The 24,938-nt window shown below is 69.2% G+C and carries 21 protein-coding genes and 2 pseudogenes; 5 read left to right on the top strand and 18 right to left on the bottom strand.

Going from position 1 to position 24,938, the window contains the following annotated elements; genetic code table 11:
- Window positions 1-8: 8 nt before the first annotated feature.
- Window positions 9-317: a hypothetical protein gene (locus tag ACEN98_RS13530; protein WP_413385101.1), complete on the bottom strand. Its 309-nt coding sequence runs from the start codon at window positions 315-317 to the stop codon at window positions 9-11.
- Window positions 318-418: 101 nt separating this feature from the next.
- Between ACEN98_RS13530 and ACEN98_RS13525 the strand changes: the two genes are divergently transcribed.
- Entirely contained in the window at window positions 419-1,546 is a 1,128-nt protein-coding gene (locus ACEN98_RS13525) for a DNA topoisomerase IB (RefSeq protein ID WP_413345095.1), read from the top strand.
- 23 nt (window positions 1,547-1,569) lie between these two features.
- Window positions 1,570-2,616, top strand: coding sequence for an L-dopachrome tautomerase-related protein (locus ACEN98_RS13520; protein ID WP_413385099.1), 1,047 nt, complete (start codon window positions 1,570-1,572; stop codon window positions 2,614-2,616).
- A 92-nt stretch (window positions 2,617-2,708) separates the two neighbouring features.
- Here the strand turns inward: ACEN98_RS13520 and ACEN98_RS13515 are convergent, their stop codons facing one another.
- Window positions 2,709-3,599 (bottom strand): pyridoxamine 5'-phosphate oxidase family protein, encoded by an 891-nt coding sequence (locus tag ACEN98_RS13515; RefSeq protein WP_413385097.1) that lies wholly within the window; start codon window positions 3,597-3,599, stop codon window positions 2,709-2,711.
- Between the two features lie 7 nt (window positions 3,600-3,606).
- Window positions 3,607-4,206, bottom strand: coding sequence for a glutathione S-transferase family protein (locus ACEN98_RS13510; protein WP_413385095.1), 600 nt, complete (start codon window positions 4,204-4,206; stop codon window positions 3,607-3,609).
- Window positions 4,207-4,309: 103 nt separating this feature from the next.
- On the opposite strand from ACEN98_RS13510, the gene ACEN98_RS13505 reads away from it, so the two are divergent.
- Entirely contained in the window at window positions 4,310-5,203 is an 894-nt protein-coding gene (locus ACEN98_RS13505; RefSeq protein WP_413385093.1) for a LysR family transcriptional regulator, read from the top strand.
- A gap of 66 nt (window positions 5,204-5,269) precedes the next feature.
- On the top strand, window positions 5,270-5,992 hold the full coding sequence (locus ACEN98_RS13500; protein ID WP_413385091.1) for an aspartate/glutamate racemase family protein: 723 nt from the start codon (window positions 5,270-5,272) through the stop codon (window positions 5,990-5,992).
- Window positions 5,993-6,061: 69 nt separating this feature from the next.
- Here ACEN98_RS13500 and ACEN98_RS13495 read toward each other — a convergent pair whose 3' ends face one another.
- Window positions 6,062-7,450, bottom strand: a complete 1,389-nt coding sequence (locus ACEN98_RS13495) for an FAD-binding oxidoreductase (RefSeq protein ID WP_413385089.1) — start codon at window positions 7,448-7,450, stop codon at window positions 6,062-6,064.
- 134 nt (window positions 7,451-7,584) lie between these two features.
- On the opposite strand from ACEN98_RS13495, the gene ACEN98_RS13490 reads away from it, so the two are divergent.
- Complete coding sequence (locus ACEN98_RS13490; protein ID WP_413385087.1) at window positions 7,585-9,777, top strand: ATP-binding protein; 2,193 nt, start codon at window positions 7,585-7,587, stop codon at window positions 9,775-9,777.
- Window positions 9,778-9,783: 6 nt separating this feature from the next.
- On the opposite strand, the pseudogene ACEN98_RS13485 reads toward ACEN98_RS13490, so the two are convergent.
- The 14 genes and pseudogenes from ACEN98_RS13485 to ACEN98_RS13420 all read right to left on the bottom strand — a co-directional run.
- Window positions 9,784-11,895 (bottom strand): annotated as a pseudogene (locus ACEN98_RS13485) (EAL domain-containing protein); the annotation flags it as partial.
- A gap of 41 nt (window positions 11,896-11,936) precedes the next feature.
- Window positions 11,937-12,335, bottom strand: coding sequence for a response regulator (locus tag ACEN98_RS13480; RefSeq protein ID WP_413385987.1), 399 nt, complete (start codon window positions 12,333-12,335; stop codon window positions 11,937-11,939).
- 166 nt (window positions 12,336-12,501) lie between these two features.
- Window positions 12,502-13,797: pseudogene (locus ACEN98_RS13475) on the bottom strand (ATP-binding protein); the annotation flags it as partial.
- Window positions 13,798-13,961: 164 nt separating this feature from the next.
- On the bottom strand, window positions 13,962-14,561 hold the full coding sequence (locus tag ACEN98_RS13470) for a YfiR family protein (RefSeq protein ID WP_413385085.1): 600 nt from the start codon (window positions 14,559-14,561) through the stop codon (window positions 13,962-13,964).
- A 24-nt stretch (window positions 14,562-14,585) separates the two neighbouring features.
- Window positions 14,586-16,568, bottom strand: coding sequence for a TonB-dependent receptor plug domain-containing protein (locus tag ACEN98_RS13465; protein WP_413385083.1), 1,983 nt, complete (start codon window positions 16,566-16,568; stop codon window positions 14,586-14,588).
- Between the two features lie 156 nt (window positions 16,569-16,724).
- On the bottom strand, window positions 16,725-17,912 hold the full coding sequence (gene pncB / locus ACEN98_RS13460) for a nicotinate phosphoribosyltransferase (protein ID WP_413385080.1): 1,188 nt from the start codon (window positions 17,910-17,912) through the stop codon (window positions 16,725-16,727).
- A 51-nt stretch (window positions 17,913-17,963) separates the two neighbouring features.
- Entirely contained in the window at window positions 17,964-18,521 is a 558-nt protein-coding gene (locus ACEN98_RS13455; RefSeq protein ID WP_413385078.1) for an SET domain-containing protein, read from the bottom strand.
- A gap of 89 nt (window positions 18,522-18,610) precedes the next feature.
- Window positions 18,611-20,284, bottom strand: a complete 1,674-nt coding sequence (locus tag ACEN98_RS13450; RefSeq protein WP_413385076.1) for an AMP-binding protein — start codon at window positions 20,282-20,284, stop codon at window positions 18,611-18,613.
- An 87-nt stretch (window positions 20,285-20,371) separates the two neighbouring features.
- Window positions 20,372-22,048: a 4Fe-4S binding protein gene (locus tag ACEN98_RS13445; RefSeq protein WP_413385074.1), complete on the bottom strand. Its 1,677-nt coding sequence runs from the start codon at window positions 22,046-22,048 to the stop codon at window positions 20,372-20,374.
- Between the two features lie 12 nt (window positions 22,049-22,060).
- On the bottom strand, window positions 22,061-22,513 hold the full coding sequence (locus tag ACEN98_RS13440; protein ID WP_413385072.1) for a DUF3306 domain-containing protein: 453 nt from the start codon (window positions 22,511-22,513) through the stop codon (window positions 22,061-22,063).
- Window positions 22,510-22,950: a DUF3305 domain-containing protein gene (locus ACEN98_RS13435; protein ID WP_413385070.1), complete on the bottom strand. Its 441-nt coding sequence runs from the start codon at window positions 22,948-22,950 to the stop codon at window positions 22,510-22,512. The genes ACEN98_RS13440 and ACEN98_RS13435 overlap by 4 nt, the downstream gene beginning before the upstream one ends.
- The gene (locus tag ACEN98_RS13430; RefSeq protein WP_413385068.1) at window positions 22,947-23,393 is read right to left on the bottom strand and encodes a hypothetical protein; all 447 of its coding nucleotides are present in this window, start codon (window positions 23,391-23,393) and stop codon (window positions 22,947-22,949) included. The genes ACEN98_RS13435 and ACEN98_RS13430 overlap by 4 nt, the downstream gene beginning before the upstream one ends.
- Before the next feature lie 10 nt (window positions 23,394-23,403).
- Complete coding sequence (locus ACEN98_RS13425; protein WP_413385066.1) at window positions 23,404-23,835, bottom strand: hypothetical protein; 432 nt, start codon at window positions 23,833-23,835, stop codon at window positions 23,404-23,406.
- A 10-nt stretch (window positions 23,836-23,845) separates the two neighbouring features.
- Window positions 23,846-24,931 (bottom strand): formate dehydrogenase subunit gamma, encoded by a 1,086-nt coding sequence (locus ACEN98_RS13420; RefSeq protein ID WP_413385064.1) that lies wholly within the window; start codon window positions 24,929-24,931, stop codon window positions 23,846-23,848.
- Window positions 24,932-24,938 lie beyond the last annotated feature (7 nt).

The raw sequence follows: 24,938 nt of genomic DNA, 5'->3' as shown, positions 1-24,938 counted from the left end.
CAACAGGACTAGTCGGCGGTTCCCAGGCTGCTGCGCAACCAGTCGCGCCCCCGCCCGTCCAGCGCTTTCGCGATGACGTCGGGCGGCAGGCTGTACACGGTGGCCCACGTCGCGCGGCCATCCGGCGCGTTGGACGGGAAGCTCGTCGTCTCGATCGGCCAGTGGTACTTGCGCTTGAGCGCGCGGACGATGGCGGCCAGCGTCACGCGGCCGCGCAGCGGCTCGGCGCCCGCCTGGTCGGCGTTGGACAGCAGGATGGCGAGCACCATGCCGCGCGCGGTGCGCGGGCCGGGGAAGATGGGTGATTTGCTGGGCATGGCGCCATTCTAACGGGCCTGCACTACGTTAGTTCGCGAACGGTGCGCGACGAAGGCCGGCGTAGACTGGCGGCAGCCTCACTGCGAACGACGAGTCCCCGATGAAGAGCGAAGACCACGCCTTGCACGACCCGGTGCCGAACACCGATCCGCCTGCCGCCGCCAGGGCCGCGGGCCTGCGCTACGTCCACGACGACCGTCCGGGCATCTTGCGCGAGCCGGTCAAGGACGGCTTTCGCTACCTCGACGCGAAGGGCGAACCGGTCGAGGACGAGGCCACCCTCAAGCGCATCAAGTCGCTGGCGATCCCGCCCGCGTGGACGGACGTGTGGATCTGCCCCCAGGCCAACGGCCATCTGCAGGCGACGGGCCGCGACGCGCGTGGGCGCAAGCAGTACCGCTACCACCCGAAATGGCGCGAGGTGCGCGACGAGGTCAAGTACGAACGGATGATCAAGTTCGGCAAGGCGCTGCCGCAGATCCGCAAGGAAGTCGACCGCGCGCTGTCCCTCCCCGGCCTGCCGCGCGAAAAAGTCCTCGCGACGATCGTCTACCTGCTAGAAGCGACGATGATGCGCATCGGTAACGACGAATACGCCCGCGAGAACAAGTCGTACGGCCTGACCACGCTGCGCAACCGCCACGTCAGGATCGACGGCAGCGAAGTCGGGTTCCGCTTCCGCGGCAAGAGCGGCGTATACCACGACGTCAAGGTGCACGACCGGCGCCTCGCCCGCATCATCCAGCGCACGCGCGACCTGCCCGGCCAGGACCTGTTCCAGTACCTCGACGAAGACGGCGAAACGCACACGGTGGGATCCAGCGACGTGAACGACTACCTGCGCACGATCACCGGCGAGGACTACACGGCGAAGGATTTCCGCACGTGGTCCGGGACCGTCCTCGCCGCGATGGCGCTGCAGGAATTCGAAGCCGTCGATTCCGACACGCAGGCCAAGAAGAACGTCGTGCGCGCCATCGAATCCGTCGCGGAACGGCTGGGCAACACGCCGTCCGTCTGCCGCAAGTGCTACGTGCACCCGGCCGTGCTGGACGCCTACCTCGACGGCACGATGCTCGAGGGCCTGCGTGCCCGCGCCGAGGAAAGCCTCGTCGAGGACCTGAAGGACCTGCAGCCCGAAGAGGCGGCCGTGCTCGCGATGCTGGAACGGCGCCTCGCGCAGGAGACCGCCGCCAACGACCTGGCCGTGAAACGGCGCGCCGCCTGAATCCAACCAACGAAAGGAACCCCATGAGCAGCATCGAACTCGTCGCCGGTTTCGGCCACCAGGTGACGGGGGTGACCGTCGCCGAGGACGGCCGCATCTTCGTCAACTTCCCGCGCTGGACCGAGGACACCGCGGTGTCCGTCGCCGAATTGAAGGATGGCCGGCTGCGCCCGTACCCGGACGAACGCTGGAACGGCTGGCGCAACGCGAACAAGGACGAGGTGACGCCGCACGACCACTGGGTGTGCGTGCAGAGCGTCGTCGCCGACCAGCGCGGCAGCCTGTGGGTGCTCGACCCGGCCGCGCCGGCGCAGGCGCACCTGGTGGCCGGCGGCGCGAAGCTCGTGCGCATCGACCTCGCGACCGACGAGGTGACGCAGACGATCGCCTTCGACGAGGACGCCGCGCCGCAAGGCTCGTACCTGAACGACGTGCGCTTCTCGAACGACGGCAAGGTCGCGTACATCACCGATTCCGGCGTGCGGGGCGCGCTGCTCGTCGTCGACATCGCGTCCGGCAAGGCGGCGCGCGTGCTGGACGGCCACCCGTCCACGCAGATGAAGAAGGGCCTGGACGTGACGGCCGACGGCAAGGTCCTGCGCCGCCCGGACGGCCGCGGCGTGGAATTCTCGGCGGACGGCATCGAGCTGTCCGGCGACGGCAAGTACCTGTACTGGCAGGCGATCAAGGGCGACGAGCTGTATCGCATCCCGACGGCCGCCCTCACCGGTCCGGGGTTCCGGGGCGTGGACGTCGGCGCACAGGTCGAACCGTACGGGAAGAACGGCGTCAACGACGGCCTCCTCATCGCGCGCGGCACCGAGCTCATGTACCTGACGTCCGTGCAGGACGATGCGATCAAGGTGCGCGACCTGTCCGAAGGCCCGTCGGCGCCGGCGCGCATCGTCGTGCAGGACGAGCGGCTGCGCTGGCCGGATACGTTCGGCCAGGGACCGGACGGGACGATCTACGTGACCACGTCGCACATCCAGGACTCGGCGTTCTTCAAGCCGGAGGCGCCGGCGGCGTTGCCGACGCAGTTGTGGAAATTGACCGGGTCCGCCACGTAACCACGTCGCCCCCGCGCAGGCGGGGGCCCAATGATGCACGCGTTGCGATGACGCTCGCAGAGCTTGGGGTCCCGCCTCCGCGGGAACGACGTTCAAGGGCTATCGGCCAGCCCTATCGCGCCTTCCCGCAACCACCCGCGCACTACCCGGAACCGCCACGTCCGCTCCACGGGCGGCGTGCGTTCCAGCTCGGCCGCCTCCCAGTCCACCTCGACGACACCCTGCAGCTGCAGCACGTCGCCGGTCGCGAAGTCGACCACCACGATCGCCGCGCGCGGCTCCACCAAAAAATTGCCGAGCGTGTTGAAGTAGCGGTTGCCCGCGTAATCCGGCACAACGAGCACGTCGCCATCCAGCCGCGCGAAGCCGGCCGGGCCGCCCCGGTGCGAAACGTCCAGGCCCGCGGCACCGTCCTGCGCATCGGCGTCGCTGGCGCTGGCCACGAACAGCGTGGGCGTCGCCGCCAGCATCGCGCGCGCCCGTGCCGGCAGGCCGGCATCGAATGCCGTCACCGCGCCGGCCGTGCGCTCGACCGGCTGCAGCGCGCGCACGTGGATGTAGCGCGGGCAGTTGCCGAACGATTGCGCGACGTCGACCGCGAATCCGGCCTCTCCGCGTTCCGCGACGACGCCGTTCAGCCGGTTGCGCCGGCGCGTGTCCAGGTCGATGCCGAGCATGCCGACCTTCGAGCCGGCCACCAGCCGCGCACGCACGGGATCGTCGGGCGATGGCAGCGCGGCCACGTCGAGGCGCGCCGGATCGGGCGAGCTGGCGAAGCCCGGCGGCCCCTGCACGAGGGTCGCCAGCGGCCAGCCTTCGTCGTCCGCGACGGCCAGGGCCACGAACGGCAGCAGCGGAAAAAAGGTCCGGTGCTGGTCCGGCATGCGGTTGCGGATCGGCGCGTTGAACGGGTCGACGCCGGCCAGCGCCTGCGCAATCAACTCGCCTTTGTGGAACGGCATCGGGATACGGTCGCCATCCATGATCGCCTCACTCCCCCGGCATCGCGACGAAGCCCGGCAGCGCCTCCACGCGGGCGATCCACGCGCGCACCCGCGGGTACGGATCGAGCGCGATGCCGCCTTCCGGCGCGTGCGCGATATAGCTGTAGCAAGCGACGTCCGCGATCGTGGGCGCGGTGCCGGCGAGCCACTCGCGCGCGGCCAGCTCGCCTTCCATCAGGCCCAGCACGCGGGCGGCCAGCGCCTGCGACAGCGGCGCCGGCACGCCGGTGTCGTAGAACCGGGCCGACACGCGCGCGGCGGCCGGGCCGAACATGATCTCGCCCGCCGCCTGCGACAGCCAGCGCTGCACGCGGGCGGCGCCGACAGGGTCTTCCGGCAGCCAGGCGCTGCCCGGCGCGTAGCGCTTCGCGAGGTAGACGAGGATGGCGTTGCTGTCGGCCAGCACCACGTCGCCATCCTGCAGCACCGGGATCTGGCCCAGAGGATTCAGCGCGCGGAACGCGGGCGACTTGCGCACGTCGGCCGGGCTGTCGGCGAAGTCGTAGGTCAGGTCGAGCAGGTGCAGGAACAGCCGGGCGCGGTGCGTGTGGCCGGACAGGGGGGTGCCGTGGAGGATGCGGGTCATGGTCGTCTCTGTGGTCGTTGTCGGTCCCTGCATCGTAGCGCCAGACCATTCACGCCGGAATCCGGCATAATGACAATTCAGCATTCCGACTTTTGCAATAATCATGGACCGACTCGACGAGCTGCACGTGTTCCTCGCCATCCTCGACGCGGGCAGCATGGCGTCCGCCGCGCGCAAGCTGGGCCGCTCGCCGGCGGCCGTCACGCGCATCCTGGGGACGCTGGAAAGCCGCGCCGGCGCCCGGCTGTTCGAACGCAGCACGCGCCGCCTCACGCCGACGGAAACGGGCCTGCGCCTCGCGGAACAGGCGCGCCGCCTGCTGGCCGACTACGACGCCGCGCTGCAGCCGCCCGGCGCCGGCACGCCGCGCGGCCTGCTGCGGCTCACGGCGCCCACCGTGTTCGGCCGCCGCCACGTGGCGCCCGTCGTCACGCGCTTCCTCGCGCTGCATCCGGACATCCAGGTCGACCTGACGCTGTCCGACCGCAACGTGGACCTGATCGAGGAAGGCATCGACGCCGCGCTGCGCATCGGCGCGCTGGCCAACCTGAGCCTCGTCGCGCGCCGGCTGGGCGAGGTGCGGCGCGTGACGGTCGCGAGCCCCGCCTACCTCGACCGGCGCGGCACGCCGGCGGTCCCGGCCGACCTCGCTGGCCACGAATTGATCATGTCGACGGCCGTACGCAGCGTGGCCGAATGGCGCTTCCGCGCGGACGGCCGCGAGCACGTGGTGCGCTACAGCCCGCGCCTGCGCATGAACGACACGGAAGCCATGCTGGCGGCCGCACGCGACGGCTTCGGCATCGCACGGGCGCTGTCGTACCAGGTCGAGCCGGATTTGCGGGCCGGCGTGCTGCGCCGCCTGCTCGTGGACTACGAGCCGGAACCGGCGCCCGTGCACCTCGTCATGCCCAGCAGCCGCCACATGGCGCCGCGGCTGCGCGCATTCGTCGACTTCGCGGTGCGGGAATTCGCGGCGCTGGACGTGATCCGCTGACGCGCCCTCCGTGCGCGGGCGCACAACCGCTTATACTCGACGGCTACACACCGACAGGGGATACGCATGACGCAGAAGATCATCGGGATGCTGGGCGGGATGAGCTGGAAAAGCTCGGCCGAATACTATCGCCTCATCAACGAGGGCGTGCGCGACCGTCTCGGCGGCCTGCATTCGGCGCGCTGCCTCATGTGGTCGTTCGACTTCGACGACGTCGCCGTCCTGCAGCGCGAAGACCGCTGGGACGATGCGGCGCGGCTGATGGTCGAGGCGGCGCAACGGCTGCAGCGCGGCGGCGCCGATTTCCTCGTCATCTGCACGAACACGATGCACAAGGCGGCGCCGCAGATCGAGGCCGCCGTCGACCTGCCCCTGCTGCACATCGCCGACCCGACCGCCGCGCGCATCAAGGCCGCCGGATACAAGCGCATCGGCCTGCTGGGCACCGCCTTCACGATGGAACAGGATTTTTATAAAGGCCGGCTGGCCGACAGGCACGGCCTGGACGTGCTCGTGCCCGATGCGGACGATCGCGCCACGGTCCATCGCATCATCTACGAGGAGCTCGTGCAGGGACGCGTCGAAGCGGCGTCGCGCGAGGCCTACCGCGGCGTGATCCGGCGCCTGGTCGCGGCCGGCGCGGAAGCGATCATCCTCGGCTGCACCGAAATCATGCTGCTCGTCGGGCCCGAGGACAGCCCCGTGCCGCTGTACGACACGACGGGGCTGCATGCCGAGGCGGCCGTCGCGCTGGCGCTGTCATTACCGATACGCGCTGTTGAACGGTAGGGTGGGCGCCCCGAGCCCACGCGCACGCCGGCGTCATGCACACGTCCGCGCGGGCACGTGGTGCCCACCCTACCCGGCCGGTGGGATGTTGTGATTGAAGCGGAACAGGTTGTCCGGATCGTAGCGCCGTTTCACCTGCACGAGCCGGTCCCAGTTCGTGCCGTACGCCTCGTGGATGCGCGCCCCCTCGTCCTGCGTCAGGAAATTGATGTACACGCTGCCGGCCGCATACGGCGCCACGGCCCCGAAGAACTCCCGTGCCCAGGCCACGCAGCGCGCGTCGTCGGCGGCATCGAGCCAGCGCCCGTGCACGTTCATCGCGTACATCACATTGCGGTGCGGGTACGCGGTGGCATCGACGGCCGGTTCGTTCGCGCGGCCGCCGATGAGGCCCAGGAAGATCTCGCACTGCGGCGTCGGCACCGCGGCGGCGTAGCGCAGCACGAGGTCGACGGCCTCGTCGGACAACGTGGTGAAGTTGTGCGACTTCCAGTAATTGCGCGCGCCCGGCGCCAGCAGCGGGTCGAACGTCTTCTGCCACGCCGCGTACGGAACGGCGCCCACGTGTTCGCCCAGCACGTCGCCGAACGACCGCACGGGAGCCAGCACCGGTTCCGCTTCCTCCGGCGGGCGTGGCGAGAACACGGCCAGCGCGACGATGTCCTGGCCGTGCACGGCCTGCGCCAGGAACGGCAGCGGCGGCGCCTTGCGTAATACGGCCCAGATCGAGACGTCGTTCGGCAGCGTGTCCACGTAGTCGCGGTAGCGGCGCAGCACCGCTTGTCCCTGCGCGGCCGGGAACACGACCAGGCCGGCCGTGACGAGCGGCCCGACGGCGTGCAGCGCGAATTCGAAGCGCGTGACCACGCCGAAGTTGCCGCCCCCGCCGCGGATCGCCCAGAACAGATCCGGCTCCTGGCGCGGACCGACGTGGCGCCGGCGCGCGTCCGCCGTGACGATCTCGGCGCCCACGAGGCTGTCCACCGTGAGCCCCAGCATGCGCGACAGCCAGCCGAACCCGCCGCCCAATGTCAGGCCCGCCGCGCCCGTCGTCGAGTTGATGCCGAGCGGGACGGCGAGGCCGCAGGCCTGCGTCTCGTGGTCGACGTCGGCGAGCAGCGCGCCGCCGTCGACGTACGCGAGGCAGGCGTCCGGGTCGACGTGGACACTCCGCATCCCCGCCAGGTCGATCACGAGCCCGTCGTCGCAGATCGCATTGCCGGCGATGTTGTGGCCGCCGCCGCGCACGGCCAGCGGCAGGCCGTGGTCGCGCGCGAACGCGACAGCCGTGCACACGTCGGCCGTGCCGGCGCAGCGCGCGATCAGCGCCGGCCGGCGGTCGATCATCGCGTTCCAGATCTGCCGCGCGCCATCGTAGTCCCGGTCGCCCGGCTGCAGCACGGGTCCCCGCAGGGCGGCCTTCAGACCGTCCAGCACTTCAGGTTTCATTTGCGTCATCGCTGCCTCCGCCCGGCGAACCCGGCAGGTGGCGGCCGCCAACCGCCCGCGCCGTTCTTGCAGCATAGGCGGCGATGCCGGATGTGCAAGCGAACGGGGCCGTATAATGATCCACTTTGAATGCCGGAATCACCATGCGCGCTCACCGCGGGCCCACTCTGTCGCTTCGCCACCTGCTGATCCTGCTGACGGCGACCGGCCTGCTCCCGCTGGCCGCGCTGGGCGCCTGGAGCGTGCATCTCGCCGCCGAGTACCACCAGAGCGAACAGGAACGGGCGCTGCTGGACCTCGCACGCGCGCTGTCGAGCGCCGTCGACGCGGAACTGGACGGCACCGTCGCCACCCTCGCCAGCATCGCGCGCACGCCTGCGCTCGGCGACGGCAACGTGCGGGCCTTCTACCCCATCGCGCGCGACCAGGCCCGGGCGCAGCCGGAATGGCTGGGCGTGATCCTGGCCGACGGCGACGGCAACATGGTCTTCCGCACGACCGCGCCCTTCGACGCGCCGCCGCAACCCGTCGCCGATCCGTCCAGCCTGCGCCAGGCGCTGCTGCTGCGCCGCCCGGTCATCGGCCACGTCGCGCACGGCAAGGGCGGGCGGGCCGCCGTCCCCGTGCGCTTTCCCGTCAGCGACGCCGCCGGCCATCCGTACGTGCTGACGGCCGTCGTCCAGCCCGACCGCATCATGCGCGCGCTCGCGCGCCAGCAGGTGCCGGCCGGCTCGGTGATTTCGGTGCTGGACGGCGACGGCGCGATCGTCGCCCGTTCGCGCGGCCAGGGCGACCACGCCGGCGGGCCACCCAGCCCGAGCCTGGCGCGGCTGATCCGGCTGAACGGCCCGGAAGGCGCCGGCGCCACCGTCACGCTCGAAGGCAGTGCCGTCACGACGGCCTATACGCGGCTGTCGCGCTACGGCTGGACGGTCGCCGTCGGCGCGCCGCCCGCGGGCTGGGCCGGCGGGGCGGGCTTTGCGTGGTACGGGGCCGGCATCGCGCTGTCGCTCGCGCTCAGCATCGGTCTCGCGACGCTGCTGGCGCGCCGCATCGTGCGCCGCATCGCGACGCTCGCGGCGGGCGCCGCCGCCCTAGGCGCCGGCACCGACCCGGTGGTGCCCTCGTCGCGCATCCAGGAAATCGACGCGATGGGCGCGGCGCTGCGGGCCGCGGGCGCACGCCGCGCGGCGCACGAGCGGGACCGCGAGGACGCGCTGGAACTGGCGCGCCAGGCCGGCCGCGCCAAGGACGAATTCCTCGCCGTGCTGGGCCACGAACTGCGCAATCCGCTGGCCCCCATCGCCAGCGCGCTCGACCTGATGGACCTGCGCGACGACGCCGCCTCGCGCCGCGAGCGCGGCATCATGCGGCGCCAGGTCGCGCACCTGAAACACCTCGTCGACGACCTGCTCGACGTGTCGCGCATCGCGTCCGGCAAGCTACGCATCGACGTCGCCCCCGTGGACCTGGCGGCCGTCGTGCGCCACGCCGTCGCCGCCCGGCCCGACCAGCCGCTCCGCCTGCAGGCCCCCGCGGCGCTGTGGGTCGCCGGCGACGAGCACCGTCTTGCGCAGGTGCTGGGCAACCTGTTGTCGAACGCGGCCCGCTTCGGCAGCACGGACACGCAGGTCGTCCTCGAGCGCGCGGGCGGCGCGGCCCGCCTCGTCGTCGCCGACAATGGCGTGGGCATGGATACCGCGCTGGCGCAGCGCGTGTTCGAACCGTTCTACCAGGCGCCGCAACCGCTGGTGCACCACAGCGGCCTGGGACTCGGTCTCGCCATCGTGCAGCGCATCGTCGAGCTGCACGGCGGCCGCGTGAGCGCGCGCAGCGACGGGCCCGGCCTGGGCAGCCGCTTCGAGATCGTGCTGCCGCTCGGCGCGCCGCCGTCCCTCACGGCGCCCGCTCCCATCCGCGCGCCGAGCCGGCCGCTGCGTGTCCTGGTCGTGGACGACAACGAGGACGCCGCCGCGCTCACGGCCGCGATCCTGCACGAACTGGGCCACGAAGTGAAAACGGCGCACACCGCGAACGCGGCGCTGGACGTGCAGGCGGCCTGGCCGCCGGACGCCGCGATCCTGGACATCGGCCTCCCCGACATGGACGGCTACGCCCTCGCCGCCGCCATGCGCCGCGCGGCCGTGACACCGCTGCGGCTGACGGCGCTCACGGGCTACGGCCGCCAGGCCGGCGCGGCCGCGCACGCGCCGCCGGATGGGGCCGCGTTCGACCTGCATCTCACCAAGCCGGCCAGCCTGGACGATCTGCGGCGGGCGCTGGAGGCGGACGACGCGGATGCGGCCGCGGGCCCGCCCGGCACGGCGCGCGCCTGAGGCCTCTTACGGCGGCGCCGGCCGGCCATTGTCCGGCTCCATGCCGTGCAATTGCCAGTAGTGCCGGAACGCGGCGCGTATGCTGCCGCGCAGCACCTCGTCGTCCCATGGTTTCGTGAAGAAGCGATACAGCGCCCCGAGATTGACCGCGTCCATGATGGTGTCGAGGTCGGGGTACCCCGACAACACGATCCGGAACGTGTCGGGATACATCTCCTTCACTTTGCCGAGGAACTCGGTGCCGCTCGTCCCTCTCATGCGCTGGTCGCACAGGATGACGTGAACGGGATGGAGCGCCAGCATCTCGAATCCCTCCGCCGCGCCCGATGCCGTCAGGATGCGATAACCGTCGCGGCGCAGCAGGCGGTTGAGCGACGCGAGCACGCTCGGCTCGTCGTCGATGATGAGCAGGGTACGCGGCGGTGCCGCCGTCAGGTCCTGCGGCAGCGCCAGGGCCGCGCCTTGACGGAGCATCGCCTCGAACTGCTGCGCGGGCACCGCGCGGCTGAAGTAGAAACCCTGCATCTGGTCGCAGCGATAGCGCCTGAGCAGGGACAGCTGGGCCACCGTTTCCACGCCCTCGGCAATCACGTCGAGCTTCAGGCTGTGCGCCATGCCGATGATGGCCTCCGTGATGGCCGCATCGTCCGGATTGGTCGTGACCTCGCGGATGAACGCGATGTCGATTTTCAGGGCATCGAGCGGCAGCCGTTTCAGATAGGCCAGGCTGGAATAACCGGTGCCGAAGTCGTCGATCGACACGCGCACGCCGCGCGCCCGCAGACGCTGGAGGGTGGCGACCGCGCATTCCACATTGTCGACCAGCGCGCTTTCGGTCACTTCGAGCTCCAGCATGCCGGCGTCGATGCCATGTGCGTCGATCGCCTCCAGCACGGCCGTCTCCAGGCCGCCGCCCGCGAACTGGCGGCCCGAGACGTTGACGGCGATATGCATCGGCGCCGACATCACGCCCGTCCACGCTGCAATCTGCCGGCATGCGGCGTCGATCACCCAGCGGCCGACCTCGACGATCAGGCCGGTTTCCTCGAGCACGGGAATGAACTCCCCCGGCGATATCAGGCCGTGCCCCGGACGATTCCAGCGCAGCAGGGCCTCGGCCCCCGTGATGCGGCCGGTATTGATCCCGGCCTTCGGCTGGTAATGGAGCTCGAACTCATGGTTGCCGATGGCCGCGCGCAGTGCGTTCTCGATCGTCAGCCGGCGCCGCGCCTGGACGTTCATTTCGTCGGTGAAGAAGTGGCATCGTCCCCGATCCTCGGCCCTGGCCTGGTGCAACGCGGTATCGGCATATTTGAGCAGGGTCGCCCCATCGGTGGCGTCGGCCGGATAAAGCGCGACGCCGATGCTCGCGGTCATCGTGAAGTGCTGCGTCTCGAGGGCGAAGGGCCGCTGCAGGGCCGCCCTGATGCGCTGGTCGATCTGCAGCACGTCATGCTGCATTTGCGGTCCCGCCAGTACCAATCCGAACTGGTTGCCCCCGACACGGCCCAGGGCGGCGCGCGCGGGGACGCAGTCGCCGAGGCGCTGCGCGAACTGGCACAGCAACTCGTCGCCGCCGACGTGGCCGAGCGTATCGTTGACGTATTTGAAGCGGTCCAGGTCGATCGCCATCACCGCGACCATCTCGCCGTCGCGTTGCGCCTGCGCGAGCGCCTGGTCGAGCGAGGCGTGCATCAGCATGCGGTTCGGCAGGCCCGTGACCGTGTCGAAGCGGGCCAGGCGCAGGCCATATTCGCGTGTCGCCGTGTACAGCAGCCGCACCTCGAGCATATTGCGGATGCGCGTGAGCACCTCGACCTGGTCGAACGGCTTGCTGACGAAATCCCGGGCGCCGGCTTCGAGTGCGCGCAGCTTGTGCGCGGGCTCGGCGGTGACTACGAGCACCGGCAGGTAGCCCTCGCTTTCCAGCGGCCGCAGGCCTTCGAGGATCTGGAAGCCGTTCATGTGCGGCATGTTCAGGTCGAGCACGATGATGTCGTAGCGATTCGCGCGGTGCAGGTCGAGCACCGTGCGCGAGTCGGTTGCCAGCGTGACGCACGTGTACCCCGCGTCTTCGAGCATATAGCCGAGCAGTTTGACGTTCGCTTCCTGGTCGTCGACGATCAGGATGCGGGCACGATGGATGTCGGATAAGGAAATCATGGCACCTCTTTTCGCTCCGCTATGGTTGGACGGCGAACGGCGCCGTTGGCTTCCAGCGCGCTGTCGATCGCGGCGGAAAATTCTGCGATATCGATCGGTTTGGCGACATATCGGAAAAAACCATTGCTCATCGCCAGTGCGATGTCGTGCGACATGGCGCTGGCGCTGACGGCGATCACCGGTATGTCCGCCGTCGCGGGGTCGGCACGCAGGACCTTGAGCGCGTCGATGCCGCTCATGCCGGGCAGGTGCACGTCCATCAGGATCAGGTCGGGCGTATGCGCGCGCGCCAGCGCAATGCCGAGGTGGGCATCCGGCGCCGACAGCAGGCGCAGGTCCGGGCTCAGCGCGATGATCGATTCGACCAGTTTCAGGTTGGCGGGATTGTCCTCCACATACAGCAAGGTGTAGCCATTGCCGACGGCAAGCGGATCCCGCGCCGCGGCCGCGGGGGGGCGCCGCCGCGCCGTCCGCGGTGCCGGACGCGGCCGGCGCCACACTGTCGAGCTGGATCCAGAACACGCTGCCGATCCCGACCGTGCTGGTCACGCCGATGCTGCCGTTCATTAATTCGACCAGGCGCTTCGTGACGACGAGGCCGATGCCCGTTCCCTCCTCGGTGCCCGCTTCCTGTCCCAGGCGATTGAACGGCTGGAACAGCTCCTCCATTTGTGCCGCGCTCAGGCCGGGCCCGGAATCGCGCACGGAAATGCGCACCCGCCGTGCCGCGTCCGGCACACAGTCGAGCGCCACCACGCCACCGGCCCGATTGTATTTGATCGCGTTCGACAACAGGTTCAACAGGATCTGCTTCAGGCGCGTCCGGTCGGCCAGCACGGTCACGCCCGACGCGTCGGGAAACGTCATGCGCAACCCGCGCTGGTCGCCCAGCGGTTCGATCATGGCCCGGCACTCCTGGATGACTTCCTCGAGCGCCACGGCCTCGAGCGACAGCGTGACCGCCCCGGACTCGACTTTGGCAAGGTCGAGCACCTCGTTGATCAGCGTGAGCAGGTGTTTTCCCGCCTTGAGGATGTAGCCGGTAAATTCCTTCTTGCGCTCGACGTTGTTCGGCTGGGCGTCGTTGGCAAGCAGTTGCGTAAAGCCGAGGATGGCGTTGAGCGGCGTGCGCAATTCATGGCTCATGCTCGACAGGAACGACGATTTTGCCTGGTTCGCCTCCTCCGCCGCCGCCTTGGCCAGTTCCAGCTCCGAGGTGCGCTCCGTCACGCGCTGCTCGAGGTCGACGTTGAGGCGCATGACCTCGCGCTGGGCGCGCTCGCGCTGTTCCACTTCGCGCATGATGGCCAGGTTCGACGACTCCAGTTCGCCGGTGCGGCGCTCCATCTCGCCGAGCATGTCGTTGAACGCGCCCACCATCATGCCGACTTCGTCGCTGCTGCTGGCTTCGACGCGGCGCGAATAGTCGCGCTGGGCCACCACGTCGCGCGCCGTCTCCGCGACCGCCAATATTGGACGGCTCACCAGCTTCTCCATGCGCACGACCATCAGCAGGGCAATCGCCATCGCGACCACCCAGACGACCACGGCGATGGCGACGTCGACCGCAACAGTCGTCGTCGGATCGTAGCTGGCGCGCATGTAGACGGTGCCGACGATGCCGTTCTCGCCGACGATGCGCCGGAACACGTTCAGACGCGCCCCGTCGACCTGCGCACCGTCCGCCTCCGGCAGCACCGGCAGGTCCTTGCCGTGGCCAGGGCGCACATACGACGCGAACAGCTTGCCGTGCTCGTCATAAATCGCCGCGGCCTCGATGTTCGGCCAGGTGTCGAACAAGTGCAGGTTGCTGGTCGCCAGCTTCGGATCGTCGAACGCCAGTGCCGGCGCCGTCATGCGTCCGAGCAGCGTCGACTGGGTCGTCATTTCCGTCACGAGCCCGCGGTGGTAGGTCCAGATGTCGCCGGCCACATTGCCGACCAGCGCCACGGCGAGCGCCACCAGCGTGGTCGACAACACGATGACGAACATCTTGTTGCGGATGGAGTAGGAGCGCAGCATCACGGGTTCCCTTTTTCCACTTTGTAAGCTGCACTCAGCATCAGTGCGCTGATCTTCAGACGGCTCGGCTTGATCGGCCTGAGCGACACTTCGAAGCGCAGGCGGTCGTCGACGACGGTGAAGCTGATCATGCTGTCGGCGCCGGGCTCGGCACCGGGTTCGGCGACCGTCAGGACCGGGCGGTCCTTGATGGCCGCATACAGCTCGCGCGCCCAGCGGGCATCCGGCGTGCCGACGACCAGCATCTGCACGTCGGTCGGCGCCTCGCCGCGCCGCAGGCGGCGCACGGCCACCTTGCGCCCGTTCACGGTGCGCCCCGCCAGGCTGGCCTCGAGTTCGTCGGCCAGCGCATCCGAGCCGGCCAGGCCGATCGTGAAGCTGCTGTCGGGCCCGGCAAACGCCTCGGGCGGCCATTCGACAAAGCTGGCAAACTTGTACAGATAAGCGGCCTCGATCTGACGCACGACCTGGTCGGAGCGTCCGTTCGCCTGGGTATCGGCGCGCGCGGCGCCGGCCATGACCACGAGAACGCATGCAAGCGCCGACAGCCGGCCCCACAAGCCGGCGGCGCCCTTACGCTGGAGCCTGGAAATGAACATGGTCGTCGTCGTGGCGCGGGCGGTTCAGAAGCGATGGACGACTTTGGCATAGACGCCGCGGCCGAACTGGCTGCGTGTCGCCGCCGGGGTGAATTCCGCGTGCCCGCCGCCGTTCAGGTGCTGCGCGGCGATCGACAACTCCCAGTCCGGGCGCGGCCGCCAGCCATAGCGCACGTCCACGCTCGTGTAGGCCGGCACGTCGGGGCTGGACAGCGCGGCCACATGGCGCAGCGTGCAATCGAGCGAACGCTGGCCGTCCAGGTCCAGCGACGAACGCAGCAACCATTGATGAGCGGGGTCCAGCCCGGCCGTCGCGGTGGCCCCGGCGTCGTTGCTGCCGGGTTGCAGGCGCAGGCCTTCATGCAGCGCATTCATCCCCGCGTTCAGGCGCCAGTGCGGCGCGGCCTGCCACGTGCCCCACATCTCGATGCCGCGGGTGCTCCCCTCCATCTTGCTGGCGTAGTAAACATAGGTGCGGCTGGCCGCGACCTCCTGCGTGCGCAGATCGTCGTATCGGGCATGGAACGCCGTGACCGAATAGGACAGCGTCGCGGTGGCCTGGCCGCGATAGCCGAGTTCCGCGACCCGCGCCGTCTCCGACTTCACGGTCGATCCGCCGTCGAGCAGGTACGGCGGCGCGCCCGGCACATAGATGTCGCGGTCGAAGCGCGACGGCGCGCGTACGGTGCGCGACAACGCGCCCCACAGGGTGTGCCCGGGTGCCGGTGTCCAGGCCAGCCGGGCATTGGGCAGCATGTCGACGCCGGTATAGTCGTTGCGTTCGAGGCGGGTGCCGACGGTCAGGTGCAGGTCGGCACGCAGGGACACCTCGTCCTGGACGAACAGGCTGGCCCATTTCTGGTTCAGGTCCGCCGGCAGGAAGGCGACGTAGCGGCTGTTGCGGACCCGATCGATGCTGTAGCGGTAGCCCGCGCCCCACACCGGCGCGTGCATGCCGATGGGCGCCAGGTTGTGCTGGAACTGGACATCGACGATATCGAGCACCTCGCCGAACGTCGGCGGCACGGTGCGTTCGGTATGATCTTCGATCACATGGAGGCTGAGGCGCCCCCCGCCTTCCAGCTGGCGCTCCCAGCGGGCGTTGAGATTCGCGCCGGCCAGCGTGATCGGGCCCAGCGCAAGCTGCATCCCGGAAATCGCGATCATGCCGGGCAAAGGCTGGTCCGCGATACCGTGGTAAGCGTCGCCCTGGACGGTGAACCGGTCGATACCGTGCTGCCAGTCGGCACGAAAACCGGCCTGTACATGGTGGGCGCCGTCGTCGATGGGGTCGCCGGTTGCCAGCGACGTGTGCCGGAGGCCCGCGTATTTCGCGTACATCCGGTAGGTCGCACCGCTGTCCAGCTTCGCTCCGTAACGTACCGCGCCATCGGCCCGGCGGTTACCGCCCCCGGCACCGGCGAGGCCGCCCTGCGTATCCGCGGACGAACGGGTGATGATGTTGATGACGCCGTTGACCGCATTGGTGCCCCACAGGGTTCCGCCCGGCCCGCTGATCACTTCGATCCGCTCGACATCTTCCAGCATCACGTCCTGCGCGTCCCAGAACACGCCGGAGAACAACGGCGTATACACCGACCTGCCGTCGATCAGCACCAGTAATTTGTTGGCTGCACTGCTGTTGAAGCCGCGCGCGCTGATCGTATAACCGTAGGCGCTTGCTTCGGCCACTTGCAGGTTCGGGGCCAGGCGCAACGCCTCCGGCAGGCTGGCAACGCCGCTGCGGCGCAGGTCGTCGCTCGTGATCACGAATACGGAAGCCGCCGCCTCCGCCAGGCGCTCGCTGTTCTTGGACACGGAGGTAACGCGGATATCGGCCAGCTGGTCGAAACTGAGGTCGAGCAATGCGCTGCCCTGCGGTGTCGCCTGGCACGGCAGTCCGGCCACCGCCAATAACAATCCGGTCAGCCGGTAGGCGCGCGCGGCCGGTCCTCTTGTGATGGCACGCGACCGCCCCTCCCGACACGGATTTTTTTGCCAAAACATTATCAAAACGTGCGCTCCTGGTGGGCGTTGCTGTCAGGGCCGAGCGACGCCCCGGGAATTCGATGCAAATGTGAGCGATATCAAAACAATAGTAGACTCAACGCAATAAAAAAGCACGAAAGTCTTTGTCGCGAAAAAATTGACAGCGGCAACCGTTCAGATGTGCTGGTCGAACACCTGGCGCAGATAGGCGATGAACGTCTCGTCCGTGCTGAATCCCTTGCCGGGGCTGTCGGACAGCTTGGCGACGGGCTGGCCGTTGCAGCGCGTGAGCTTCATGACGATGTTCAGCGGGTCGTACTGCGTGTCGTTGGTGAGCTTGGTGCCGATGCCGAAGCCCGTCATCACGCGGTCGGCGAAGTGGCGGTACAGGGAGAGCGCCTTGGGCACCGTGAGCGCATCCGAAAACACGAGGCGCTTCGTGCGCGCGTCGATGCGCAGCTTGGCGTAGTGCGCGATGGCCTTCTCGCCCCACTCCACCGGGTCGCCGGAATCGTGGCGCAGGCCGTCGAACAGCTTGGCGAAATACAGGTCGAAGTCGCGCAGGAAGGCGTCCATGCCGACGACGTCCGTCAGCGCCGTGCCGAGGTCGCCGCGGTATTCCTGCACCCAGTCCTCCAGCGCCTTCTTCTGGAAATCGCGCAGGCGCACGTCGAACGACTGGAACGCCTGCATGTATTCGTGCGCCATCGTGCCGATCGGCACCAAGTTGAACTTCTTCGCCAGGTAGACGTTCGACGTGCCCTTGAAGAACTGCGGCAGCTCGCGTGCCAGCGTGGCGACGACTTCCTCGTGCCAGTCGCCCGAGAAGCGGCGGCGCACGCCGAAATCGAAGAACTCGAACGGGTTGGTCTTCTTCGGCTCCTGGTCGAAGGCGCGGAACTCGGCGATTTTCTGGTCGAGCCGCTTGCGCGCCTCCTCGATGGCGGCCTGCTGGTCGAAGCGGCGGAAATACAGCTCGTTGACGATGTACAGCACGAAGATCTCGAAGCCCATCACGTGCACGATGGGGCCGCAGGCGCGGATGCGCAGGTGCGGCCCGTTCGTTTCCACGTGGATGAACTTGCGCTGGAAACGGAACAAGGTGAGGAAGTCGGCGAAGTCGCTTTTGATGAAGCGCAGGGACCTCATGTAACTGACCTCGTCCTCCGTGAACATCAGCGTGCACAGATGGTCCAACTCGCGTTCGACTTCTTCTTTCAATTCCGCCAGCGGATAGGCGGGCGTGTTGCGGCACTTGAACTCGTATTCGCCGATGGCGTTCGGGTGCATGTGCATCAAAGCCTGCCACATGGTGAATTTATAGAGATCGGTTTCGAGCAGGCTGCGGACGACGGGTTTCATGGGCGGGTGGGGGTTCCTGTTGTTGTGGTGTCGATGTCTGGTCCGGATGCTTCAGGTCGGGGCGCCGGCAGATTTGCGCGGCCCCTGCTTGCGCACACGCTTCTTGGGCGCCAGCATCGTGCCCGTGCAGGCCGGCGTGCCGCAGCGGCACGCGAACAAACGCTTCAGCGCGGGCGTGTGGCGCTCGTCGTAGATCAGCGCATAGTTGTAATTGAGTTCCTCGCCCGCGTCGATGTCGCGCAGCGCGTGGATGTACACGCGGCCGTCTTCTTCGTAGGCTTCGCAATTGGGTTCGCACGCGTGGTTGATCCAGCGGGCGTCGTTGCCGCGCCGGCCGCCGTCGATCACGTTGCCGTCGGCGAGACTGAAATAGAACGTGTGATTGACCGGGCCGTCCCGTTCGGCGGCACGGCGCGTCGCTTCGTCCCACGTGATGCGCTCGCCGCGGTATTCGATGATGCGCTCGCCGGCCGGGATGTCGCGCAGCGCGAACACGCCGTTGCCGTGCACGGGCGATTTCCGCACCTCGTACGAGGCCGGGCGGGCCGGCTTGGCGGCGCCCTTGCTTGCGGTCTGCTTCGATGTGGTCGGACTGACGGACGGGTTCATGGATCGGCGTTCGGTTGGATGGACACGATCTATTATTGATCGGATCGCGGCAATCCTGCCGCACGCCTTTATCTTACCGTGTCGGCTGCTCAGCCGCCGAATTCGTCGTCCCTGAACTCAAGCACGGCCCGATCGCCGGCCGCCTCCGCCCGGCGCAACTCGACCCGGCGGATCTTGCCGGAGATCGTCTTCGGCAAGTCCGCGAACGCGATGCGGCGGATGCGCTGGTACGGCGCCAGCCGGTCGCGCGCGAAGGCGAAGATCGCGGCGGCCAGTTCGCGCGTCGGCTCCACGCCCGGACGCAGCGCGATGAACGCCTTCGGCACCGCGAGGCGCACCGGGTCGGGGCTCGGGACGATGGCCGCTTCCAGCACGTCCGGATGCTCGATCAATACGCTCTCCAGTTCGAACGGGCTGATACGGTAGTCGGACGACTTGAACACGTCGTCGTTACGGCCCACGTAAAAATAATAGCCGTCCTCGTCGACGCGCGCCGTGTCGCCCGTGTGATAGTGGCCGGCGCGCATGACGTCCGCCGTCTTGGCCTCGTCGTTCTCGTAGCACAGCATCAGGCCCAGCGGGGCCGGATCGAGGCGAAGCGAGATCTCTCCCTCCTCCGCAGGCTGGTCGTCGATGTCGAGCAGCGCGACGCGGTAGCCCGGCAGCGGCCGGCCCATCGAGCCCGGCTTCACGGGCTGGCCGGGTGGATTGCCGATCTGGCACGTGGTCTCGGACTGGCCGAAGCCGTCGCGGATGCGGATGCCCCACGCGCGCTCGACCTGCTCGATGACTTCCGGATTCAGCGGCTCGCCCGCGCCGACCAGTTCGCGCAGCGGCGGCTGCCACTGCGCGAGGTCTTCCTTGATCATCATGCGCCACACGGTCGGCGGCGCGCACAGCGACGTCACGCCGCAGCGCACGATCGTGTCCAGGCAGGCGCGCGCGGAAAAGCGTTCGTAGTTGTAGACGAACACGGTGGCGCCCGCGTTCCACGGCGCGAAGAAGCAGCTCCACGCATGCTTGGCCCAGCCGGGCGAGCTGATGTTCCAGTGGACGTCGCCCGGCCGCAGCCCGATCCAGTACATCGTCGACAGGTGGCCCACCGGATAGCTCTGGTGGCTGTGCAGCACGAGTTTCGGCTTCGCCGTCGTGCCCGACGTGAAGTACAGCAGCAGCGGATCGGTGGCGCGCGTGACCCCGTCCGGAACGAAGCCTGCCGCCGCCGTCGCGCTGTCCGCATAGTCGCGCCATCCGGGGGCGCTTGCGCCGACGGCGATGCGCGTGAAATCGCCGGCGAGGTCCGCGAACTTGTGCGTCTCGGACGCCTGCGCGATCACGTGGCGCACGCGGCCCCGCTGCAGGCGGTCCTGCAGGTCGTTGCCAGACACGAGCATGGTCGTCGGCACGAGGACGGCGCCCAGCTTGATCCCCGCCAGCATGACCTCCCACAGCTCGACGCGGTTCGGCAGCATCAGGAGCACGCGGTCGCCGCGCCGCACGCCGCAATCGCGCAGCCAGTTCGCGACCTGGCTGGAACGCGCCGCCATGTCGGCAAAACCGATCTTGCGCTCGCTGCCGTCCTGTTCCACGACCCACAGCGCGGGCGTCGTGTTGCCTTGCGCCTGCGTGTCGAAATAGTCGAGTGCCCAGTTGAATTCGTCGAGCTCGGGCGGCTCGTAGTCGCGGTAGGCCGTCGCGTAGTCGGTGCGATGCCGGTGCAGGAAGTCGCGCGCGCGGATGAAGCGCTCGTACGGGGATGCCATCGGTCGTCTCCTTGTGGTTGCGAAACGGGCGCCTCGTGAGCGCCCGTTCCGGTGGTCGTGTAGCGGCTCGTGCCTATTCTGCCACGGTCAGCGCCGGCGCAGCTCCTGCGCCTGGTGGATCGTCTGCTCGTCCGTCGGCGTCATCATGTCGATCACGCGGCAGTCGCCGCACATGCGCATGCGGTCGAGGTGACCGGCGAACGCGGGATGTCCGGCCAGGCGCGCCAGCATGCTCTCGACCATGCGCAGCGTCCCGAACGGCTTGTTGCAACGGATGCAGTGGAACGGCTGCGTTTCGTTCAGCACCACGGGCTGCTTGCGCGTGTCGCGGAACGACAGGCGTGGCAGCAGCCGGATCGCATCTTCCGGACACGTATCGGCACACAGCCCGCACTGGACGCAGTTCTTTTCGATGAAGCGCAGCTGCGGCGCGTTCTGCCCATCCTGCAGCGCCGACGCCGGACACGCGCCCACGCACGCCATGCACAGGCTGCACTTGCCGGCGTCGACGTCGAGCGTACCGAACGGACTGCCGGCCGGCAGCGCGATCTCCTCGACCTGCTGCGGCGCCTCGCGCAGCAGGTGCTCGAGCGCGTAGTCGAGCGTGTTGCGCTTGTCCGCCGCCACGTTGAAGCCGGCCCGCCGCGCCGGCACCTCGCCGCGCGGCGCGTGCAGCAACGCGCGCGCCAGCTCGTCCGGCCCCGTCACGCGCAGCAGCCGCACGTGCGCGCCCGCGTAGCCGAGGCCCGTCATGATGGTCTGCGCGATGGTCATCTGCTCATCCAGCGCGGCCGCGTACTGCGGCGCCTCGGCGTCCGTCATGAGGACCGTGATGCCGGCCGCGCCCCAGGCGAGCGCCGCGAGCCAGATGTCGATGCCGGTCGATGCCGTGTGGTGCACGCCCAGCGGCAGCACCCGTCCCGGCACGTCGACGGCGTCCAGCAGCGCCGCGCCTTCCGGGCCGTGGACGAGCAGCACCGGCTCGCGTCCGCCCGCCTGCGCGTAGGCGTTCAGCGCGGCCTTGATGCGCATGCCCGTGTGCGCCGCGCCGGGATACGCATAGCCCAGCGCGCCCGTGGGGCAGACGGTCGTGCACGCGCCGCAGCCCGCGCACAGGTAAGGGTTCACGGCGATCAGGTCGCCCGCGCCCGAGATCGCGCCCGCCGAGCAGATCTCGATGCACGCATTGCAGCCGCTCCTGCGGTTGCGGCCGTGCGCGCACAGGCGTTCCTTGTAGGCGAAATATTTCGGCTTCTCGAATTCGCCGACCATCCCGACGAGTTCGTCGACGGCGGCCTGGCGCGCGGCGGGATCGAGGCCCGGCGCGTAATAGCCATGCGGGCGCTGGTGCGTCGCGATCTGCGGCGCCGCGCCGAGGTCGAGCACGAGGTCGAAGCGCGCGTGTTCCGGCTTGCTGCCTCCCGTCTGCCACGTCGCGTCGAACGCGCCGAGCCAGCCCGTCACGACGAGCGCGCGCGCCGCGAACACGGGATACAGGCGCAGCGCCGTGTCGCCGCCGTCGTCGTCCAGCAGCAGCACGGTGACGGGCAGCGCGGCAGCCAGGCGCTCGGCCCACGGCAGCGCGTCGGCGCGGGCGCCGATGACGAGCGTGTGGCCGGCGGACTTGTAGCCGACCGTGTCCAGCGGGTCGGGTGCGGGAATCCCGGACAGCGCGGCCAGCGCGGCGTTGCGGGCGACGCGGTCGCGGTCGTCCTGGACGGGGTCGAGGGCGACGCCCTGCCCTTCGATCAAACGGATGTTCATGCTGTCCCGGTTTCAGGTGGTTTTATTGGAGTCCTCCGGCACCTCTTCCGCGGCCGGCGGTTCTTCGACGGCGTCGACAACCCGCTGCAACGCGTTCTTCGCGTGCTCCAGCGACGCGAGCATCGCCTCGGACACGGGGCTCGGCTTCGTGTAGTCGTCGATGTAGACGTCCAGCCCGTCCATCGCATTGAAGTGCGGGTCGGCAAACAGTTTTTTCAGCGCCGTCCGGCGCACGGCCGCATCGACGCCGCGCACGACGAACGCGGAGAAATCGGAGTCGCCGGTCAGGCGGGCGACGTCGTCCATCGTCGGCAGCGGCACGTCGGCCGGTGCCACGGCAGGCGCTTCGACGACCGGAACCGGCAGGTCTTCGACCGGCGCAGCCGCTTCCGGCAGCGGCTCGATTCCCGATCGCGCTTCCGTCTTGCGGCGCGCCCAGCGGCGCAGGAAGCCTTCGTCCGTCATCCGTGCTGGCGGCCGCGCCGCGGCTGCGGTTGGTAGTGCGCGCGCAAATAGCCCGCGAGCCACGCATAGATCTCGGCCGGCATCGTCACGCCGTCCGCGTTTTCTCCCGAGTCGAACATGCGCGTGCCCTCGACATAGCTGACCGATGCGCGCACGGGCATCGCGCGGCCGTTCTCCATCCGCCACAGCACGAAGACCTTCGATTCGGGCGCCACGCAGTTCTCGTAATAGCCTTCGTTCTCGTCCGGATACAGTTCCAGTTCGAGGCCGGAGACGAGGTAGTAGTCGCGCGCGGGCGTCTGGCTCAGCACCTGCAGCGGCGGCAGATCGCCGCGGTCCGGCACGACGCCGACCGCTTCCCAGGCCTCGTCGGCCCAGCGGTGCTGGAGGGTCCGCCGCTGCATCAGCACGGCGATCGGCATGGATCCCATCTTCATCTGTTGTTCACCTTCGGCGTGCCTTTCTGGACGGTCGGCGGCGTGCCCGCCGGCTCGGCCCGCGTCGGGTGGGCCTTCACGTCCGCGCTGGGCGGCGCCGTGCCCAGTTTTTCGCTCTTGATGGGTGCGGCGGCGCCGGCCGCGGTCAGCTTGCCTTCCGGCTGTCCGGCCGGTGCGGCCGCTTGTGCCGGTGCGGCCGCGGCGATGGCGACCGGCGCATGCGCCGTCCAGCCCTGCGCGGACGCGCGGCTGCGCCAGCGGGCCGTGACGGCATCCATCGATGCGGCAAGCAGCGCCTTGTCCTTCGCCGCCTGCGCATCCGCGGCCGCCTTCTTCGCGGCGGCGGCCTCCTGCTGCGCCGGTGTCGGCGGCGGCAGCGCGGCGTGGGCCGCCGCGGCGGACAGCGCCAGCGCGAGCGCCGCGATCCTGGTCATGTGGCTCATCCTGGTCTCCTCATCGTCCCGGCGCCGCCGAGTGGCTCGGGTCGCGGTTGACGGCGCCCGGCAGCGGCCCCTGTTCGGCCGGCGTCGGCGCGGCCGGCTTGCCGTGGTCGCCGGGCGGCGTCTGCGTCGTGCCCTGCGTGCCCGCGCCGCTGGGCGGCGTCACGCCCTGGCTGGGTACCTGTCCCGTCTCGCGCACGGAGCCGCCGGTCTCCGCGCCGGCCGTGTTGCCGCCGCTGCCGCCCGCGATGCCCGGCGTGCCGCCCGCATAGCCGGCGTTCGTCTTCGGTCCCGCATGCGCTGCCATCACCTGGCCGCTCGTGCCGCCGTCGGCCGTCACCATGCCGGGGAATCTGGTCTTGCGCTGGGCCTCGTCGCCATGCTGCTTGCAGCCCACGGCGGCCAGCGCCAGCAGCAGGGCCATGACCTTCATCGTCGTTTTCATCGGCGGCTCCTCAATGCGCGGGCCGCGGCGGCGGACTGCCGGCCGGCGGCCGCTGGTCCGGCGGCACGCGGTCGTCGAACGTGCCCGGTTCCACGCCCGCCTTCACTTCGTCATACCACACGGCGTGGTGCGCCTTGGCCCACGATTCGTCCACGGTCCCGTGGCGCATCGCTTCGTAGGCGCCCGGCGTGCCCCACGTGCCGATGTAGATATGACCCATCGCGGCCGCGATGTAGAACGTGGCGCCGGCGATGTGCAGGTAGTTCGCGACCTGCATGATGTAGCGCGTCTGCCCGAAGGTCACGAAGTCCAGGACCAGGCCGCTGATCGACATCACGAGGCCCAGCAGCGTCACCCCCAGCCAGAACCAGGATTTTTCACCCGCGTTGAAGAACCCGGCCCGCACGTGCTTGTGCGACACGAGGCCGCCGCCCTGCTTGACCCACTGCCAGTCGATGCGGCGGAAGAAGTTCCGGCGCAGGAAGGTGAAGAACATCAGCACGGAGCACACGATGAACAGCGGGCCCACGAAGTTGTGCAGGTACTTGAAGACGTAGGCCAGCGCCGCGAACACGTCGTGGCCGACGAGCGGGATCAGGAGCTTCTTGCCGAACATGATGACGAGGCCCGTCACCGCGAGGATGATGAAGCTGATCGCGGTCGCCCAGTGCACGCCGCGCTCCCAGCCCGTGAAGCGGCGGATGCGCCGGCCCGTGTCCGGTTCTTCGGTGCGCGCGGGACCGATGGCGCGGTAGAAGAAGAAAATCGCGACGAGCACGACGACGAGGATCGTGCCCATCGCCGTCGCGATCGGCCCGTTGCGCCAGATGCGCCACTGGTTGCCGCCGCGCTGCACGATGACGGTGCCTTCCGTGCCGCCGTACTGGCCCAGGTAGTGACGGTCGATGTGCACGCGGCCGGAGGCCGACGAGCCCAGTCCCGGCTCGGGCGTGCGCGAATCCTTCTCGGCCTGCAGGATGGTCTGTTCCTCGGCATACGCGGGTTCGGCGCGGTTGTTCGGCACGCCGGCGTGCGCGATGCCGACGAGCCACAGCGACAGGAGCAATGACAATATCGATCGTAGCGTGAATGACATGGTCGGC

It is taken from the genome of Massilia sp. CT11-137 (assembly GCF_047302885.1).
Lineage (GTDB): Bacteria > Pseudomonadota > Gammaproteobacteria > Burkholderiales > Burkholderiaceae_D > Telluria > Telluria orientalis.
This window is presented reverse-complemented; position numbering and strand designations above follow the sequence as displayed.

Bases quoted from the DNA above. Each gene is read 5' to 3' on its own strand.
- ACEN98_RS13490 (WP_413385087.1), top strand. From the start codon at position 7,585: ATGCGCGCTCACCGCGGGCCCACTCTGTCGCTTCGCCACCTGCTGATC.
- ACEN98_RS13470 (WP_413385085.1), bottom strand. From the start codon at position 14,561: ATGTTCATTTCCAGGCTCCAGCGTAAGGGCGCCGCCGGCTTGTGGGGC.
- ACEN98_RS13420 (WP_413385064.1), bottom strand. From the start codon at position 24,931: ATGTCATTCACGCTACGATCGATATTGTCATTGCTCCTGTCGCTGTGG.
- ACEN98_RS13455 (WP_413385078.1), bottom strand. From the start codon at position 18,521: ATGAACCCGTCCGTCAGTCCGACCACATCGAAGCAGACCGCAAGCAAG.
- ACEN98_RS13465 (WP_413385083.1), bottom strand. From the start codon at position 16,568: ATGTTTTGGCAAAAAAATCCGTGTCGGGAGGGGCGGTCGCGTGCCATC.
- ACEN98_RS13445 (WP_413385074.1), bottom strand. From the start codon at position 22,048: ATGAACATCCGTTTGATCGAAGGGCAGGGCGTCGCCCTCGACCCCGTC.
- ACEN98_RS13510 (WP_413385095.1), bottom strand. From the start codon at position 4,206: ATGACCCGCATCCTCCACGGCACCCCCCTGTCCGGCCACACGCACCGC.
- ACEN98_RS13500 (WP_413385091.1), top strand. From the start codon at position 5,270: ATGACGCAGAAGATCATCGGGATGCTGGGCGGGATGAGCTGGAAAAGC.
- ACEN98_RS13450 (WP_413385076.1), bottom strand. From the start codon at position 20,284: ATGGCATCCCCGTACGAGCGCTTCATCCGCGCGCGCGACTTCCTGCAC.
- ACEN98_RS13505 (WP_413385093.1), top strand. From the start codon at position 4,310: ATGGACCGACTCGACGAGCTGCACGTGTTCCTCGCCATCCTCGACGCG.
- ACEN98_RS13425 (WP_413385066.1), bottom strand. From the start codon at position 23,835: ATGAAAACGACGATGAAGGTCATGGCCCTGCTGCTGGCGCTGGCCGCC.
- ACEN98_RS13495 (WP_413385089.1), bottom strand. From the start codon at position 7,450: ATGACGCAAATGAAACCTGAAGTGCTGGACGGTCTGAAGGCCGCCCTG.
- ACEN98_RS13435 (WP_413385070.1), bottom strand. From the start codon at position 22,950: ATGAAGATGGGATCCATGCCGATCGCCGTGCTGATGCAGCGGCGGACC.
- ACEN98_RS13520 (WP_413385099.1), top strand. From the start codon at position 1,570: ATGAGCAGCATCGAACTCGTCGCCGGTTTCGGCCACCAGGTGACGGGG.
- ACEN98_RS13430 (WP_413385068.1), bottom strand. From the start codon at position 23,393: ATGAGCCACATGACCAGGATCGCGGCGCTCGCGCTGGCGCTGTCCGCC.
- ACEN98_RS13440 (WP_413385072.1), bottom strand. From the start codon at position 22,513: ATGACGGACGAAGGCTTCCTGCGCCGCTGGGCGCGCCGCAAGACGGAA.
- ACEN98_RS13515 (WP_413385097.1), bottom strand. From the start codon at position 3,599: ATGGATGGCGACCGTATCCCGATGCCGTTCCACAAAGGCGAGTTGATT.
- ACEN98_RS13525 (WP_413345095.1), top strand. From the start codon at position 419: ATGAAGAGCGAAGACCACGCCTTGCACGACCCGGTGCCGAACACCGAT.
- ACEN98_RS13530 (WP_413385101.1), bottom strand. From the start codon at position 317: ATGCCCAGCAAATCACCCATCTTCCCCGGCCCGCGCACCGCGCGCGGC.
- pncB (WP_413385080.1), bottom strand. From the start codon at position 17,912: ATGAAACCCGTCGTCCGCAGCCTGCTCGAAACCGATCTCTATAAATTC.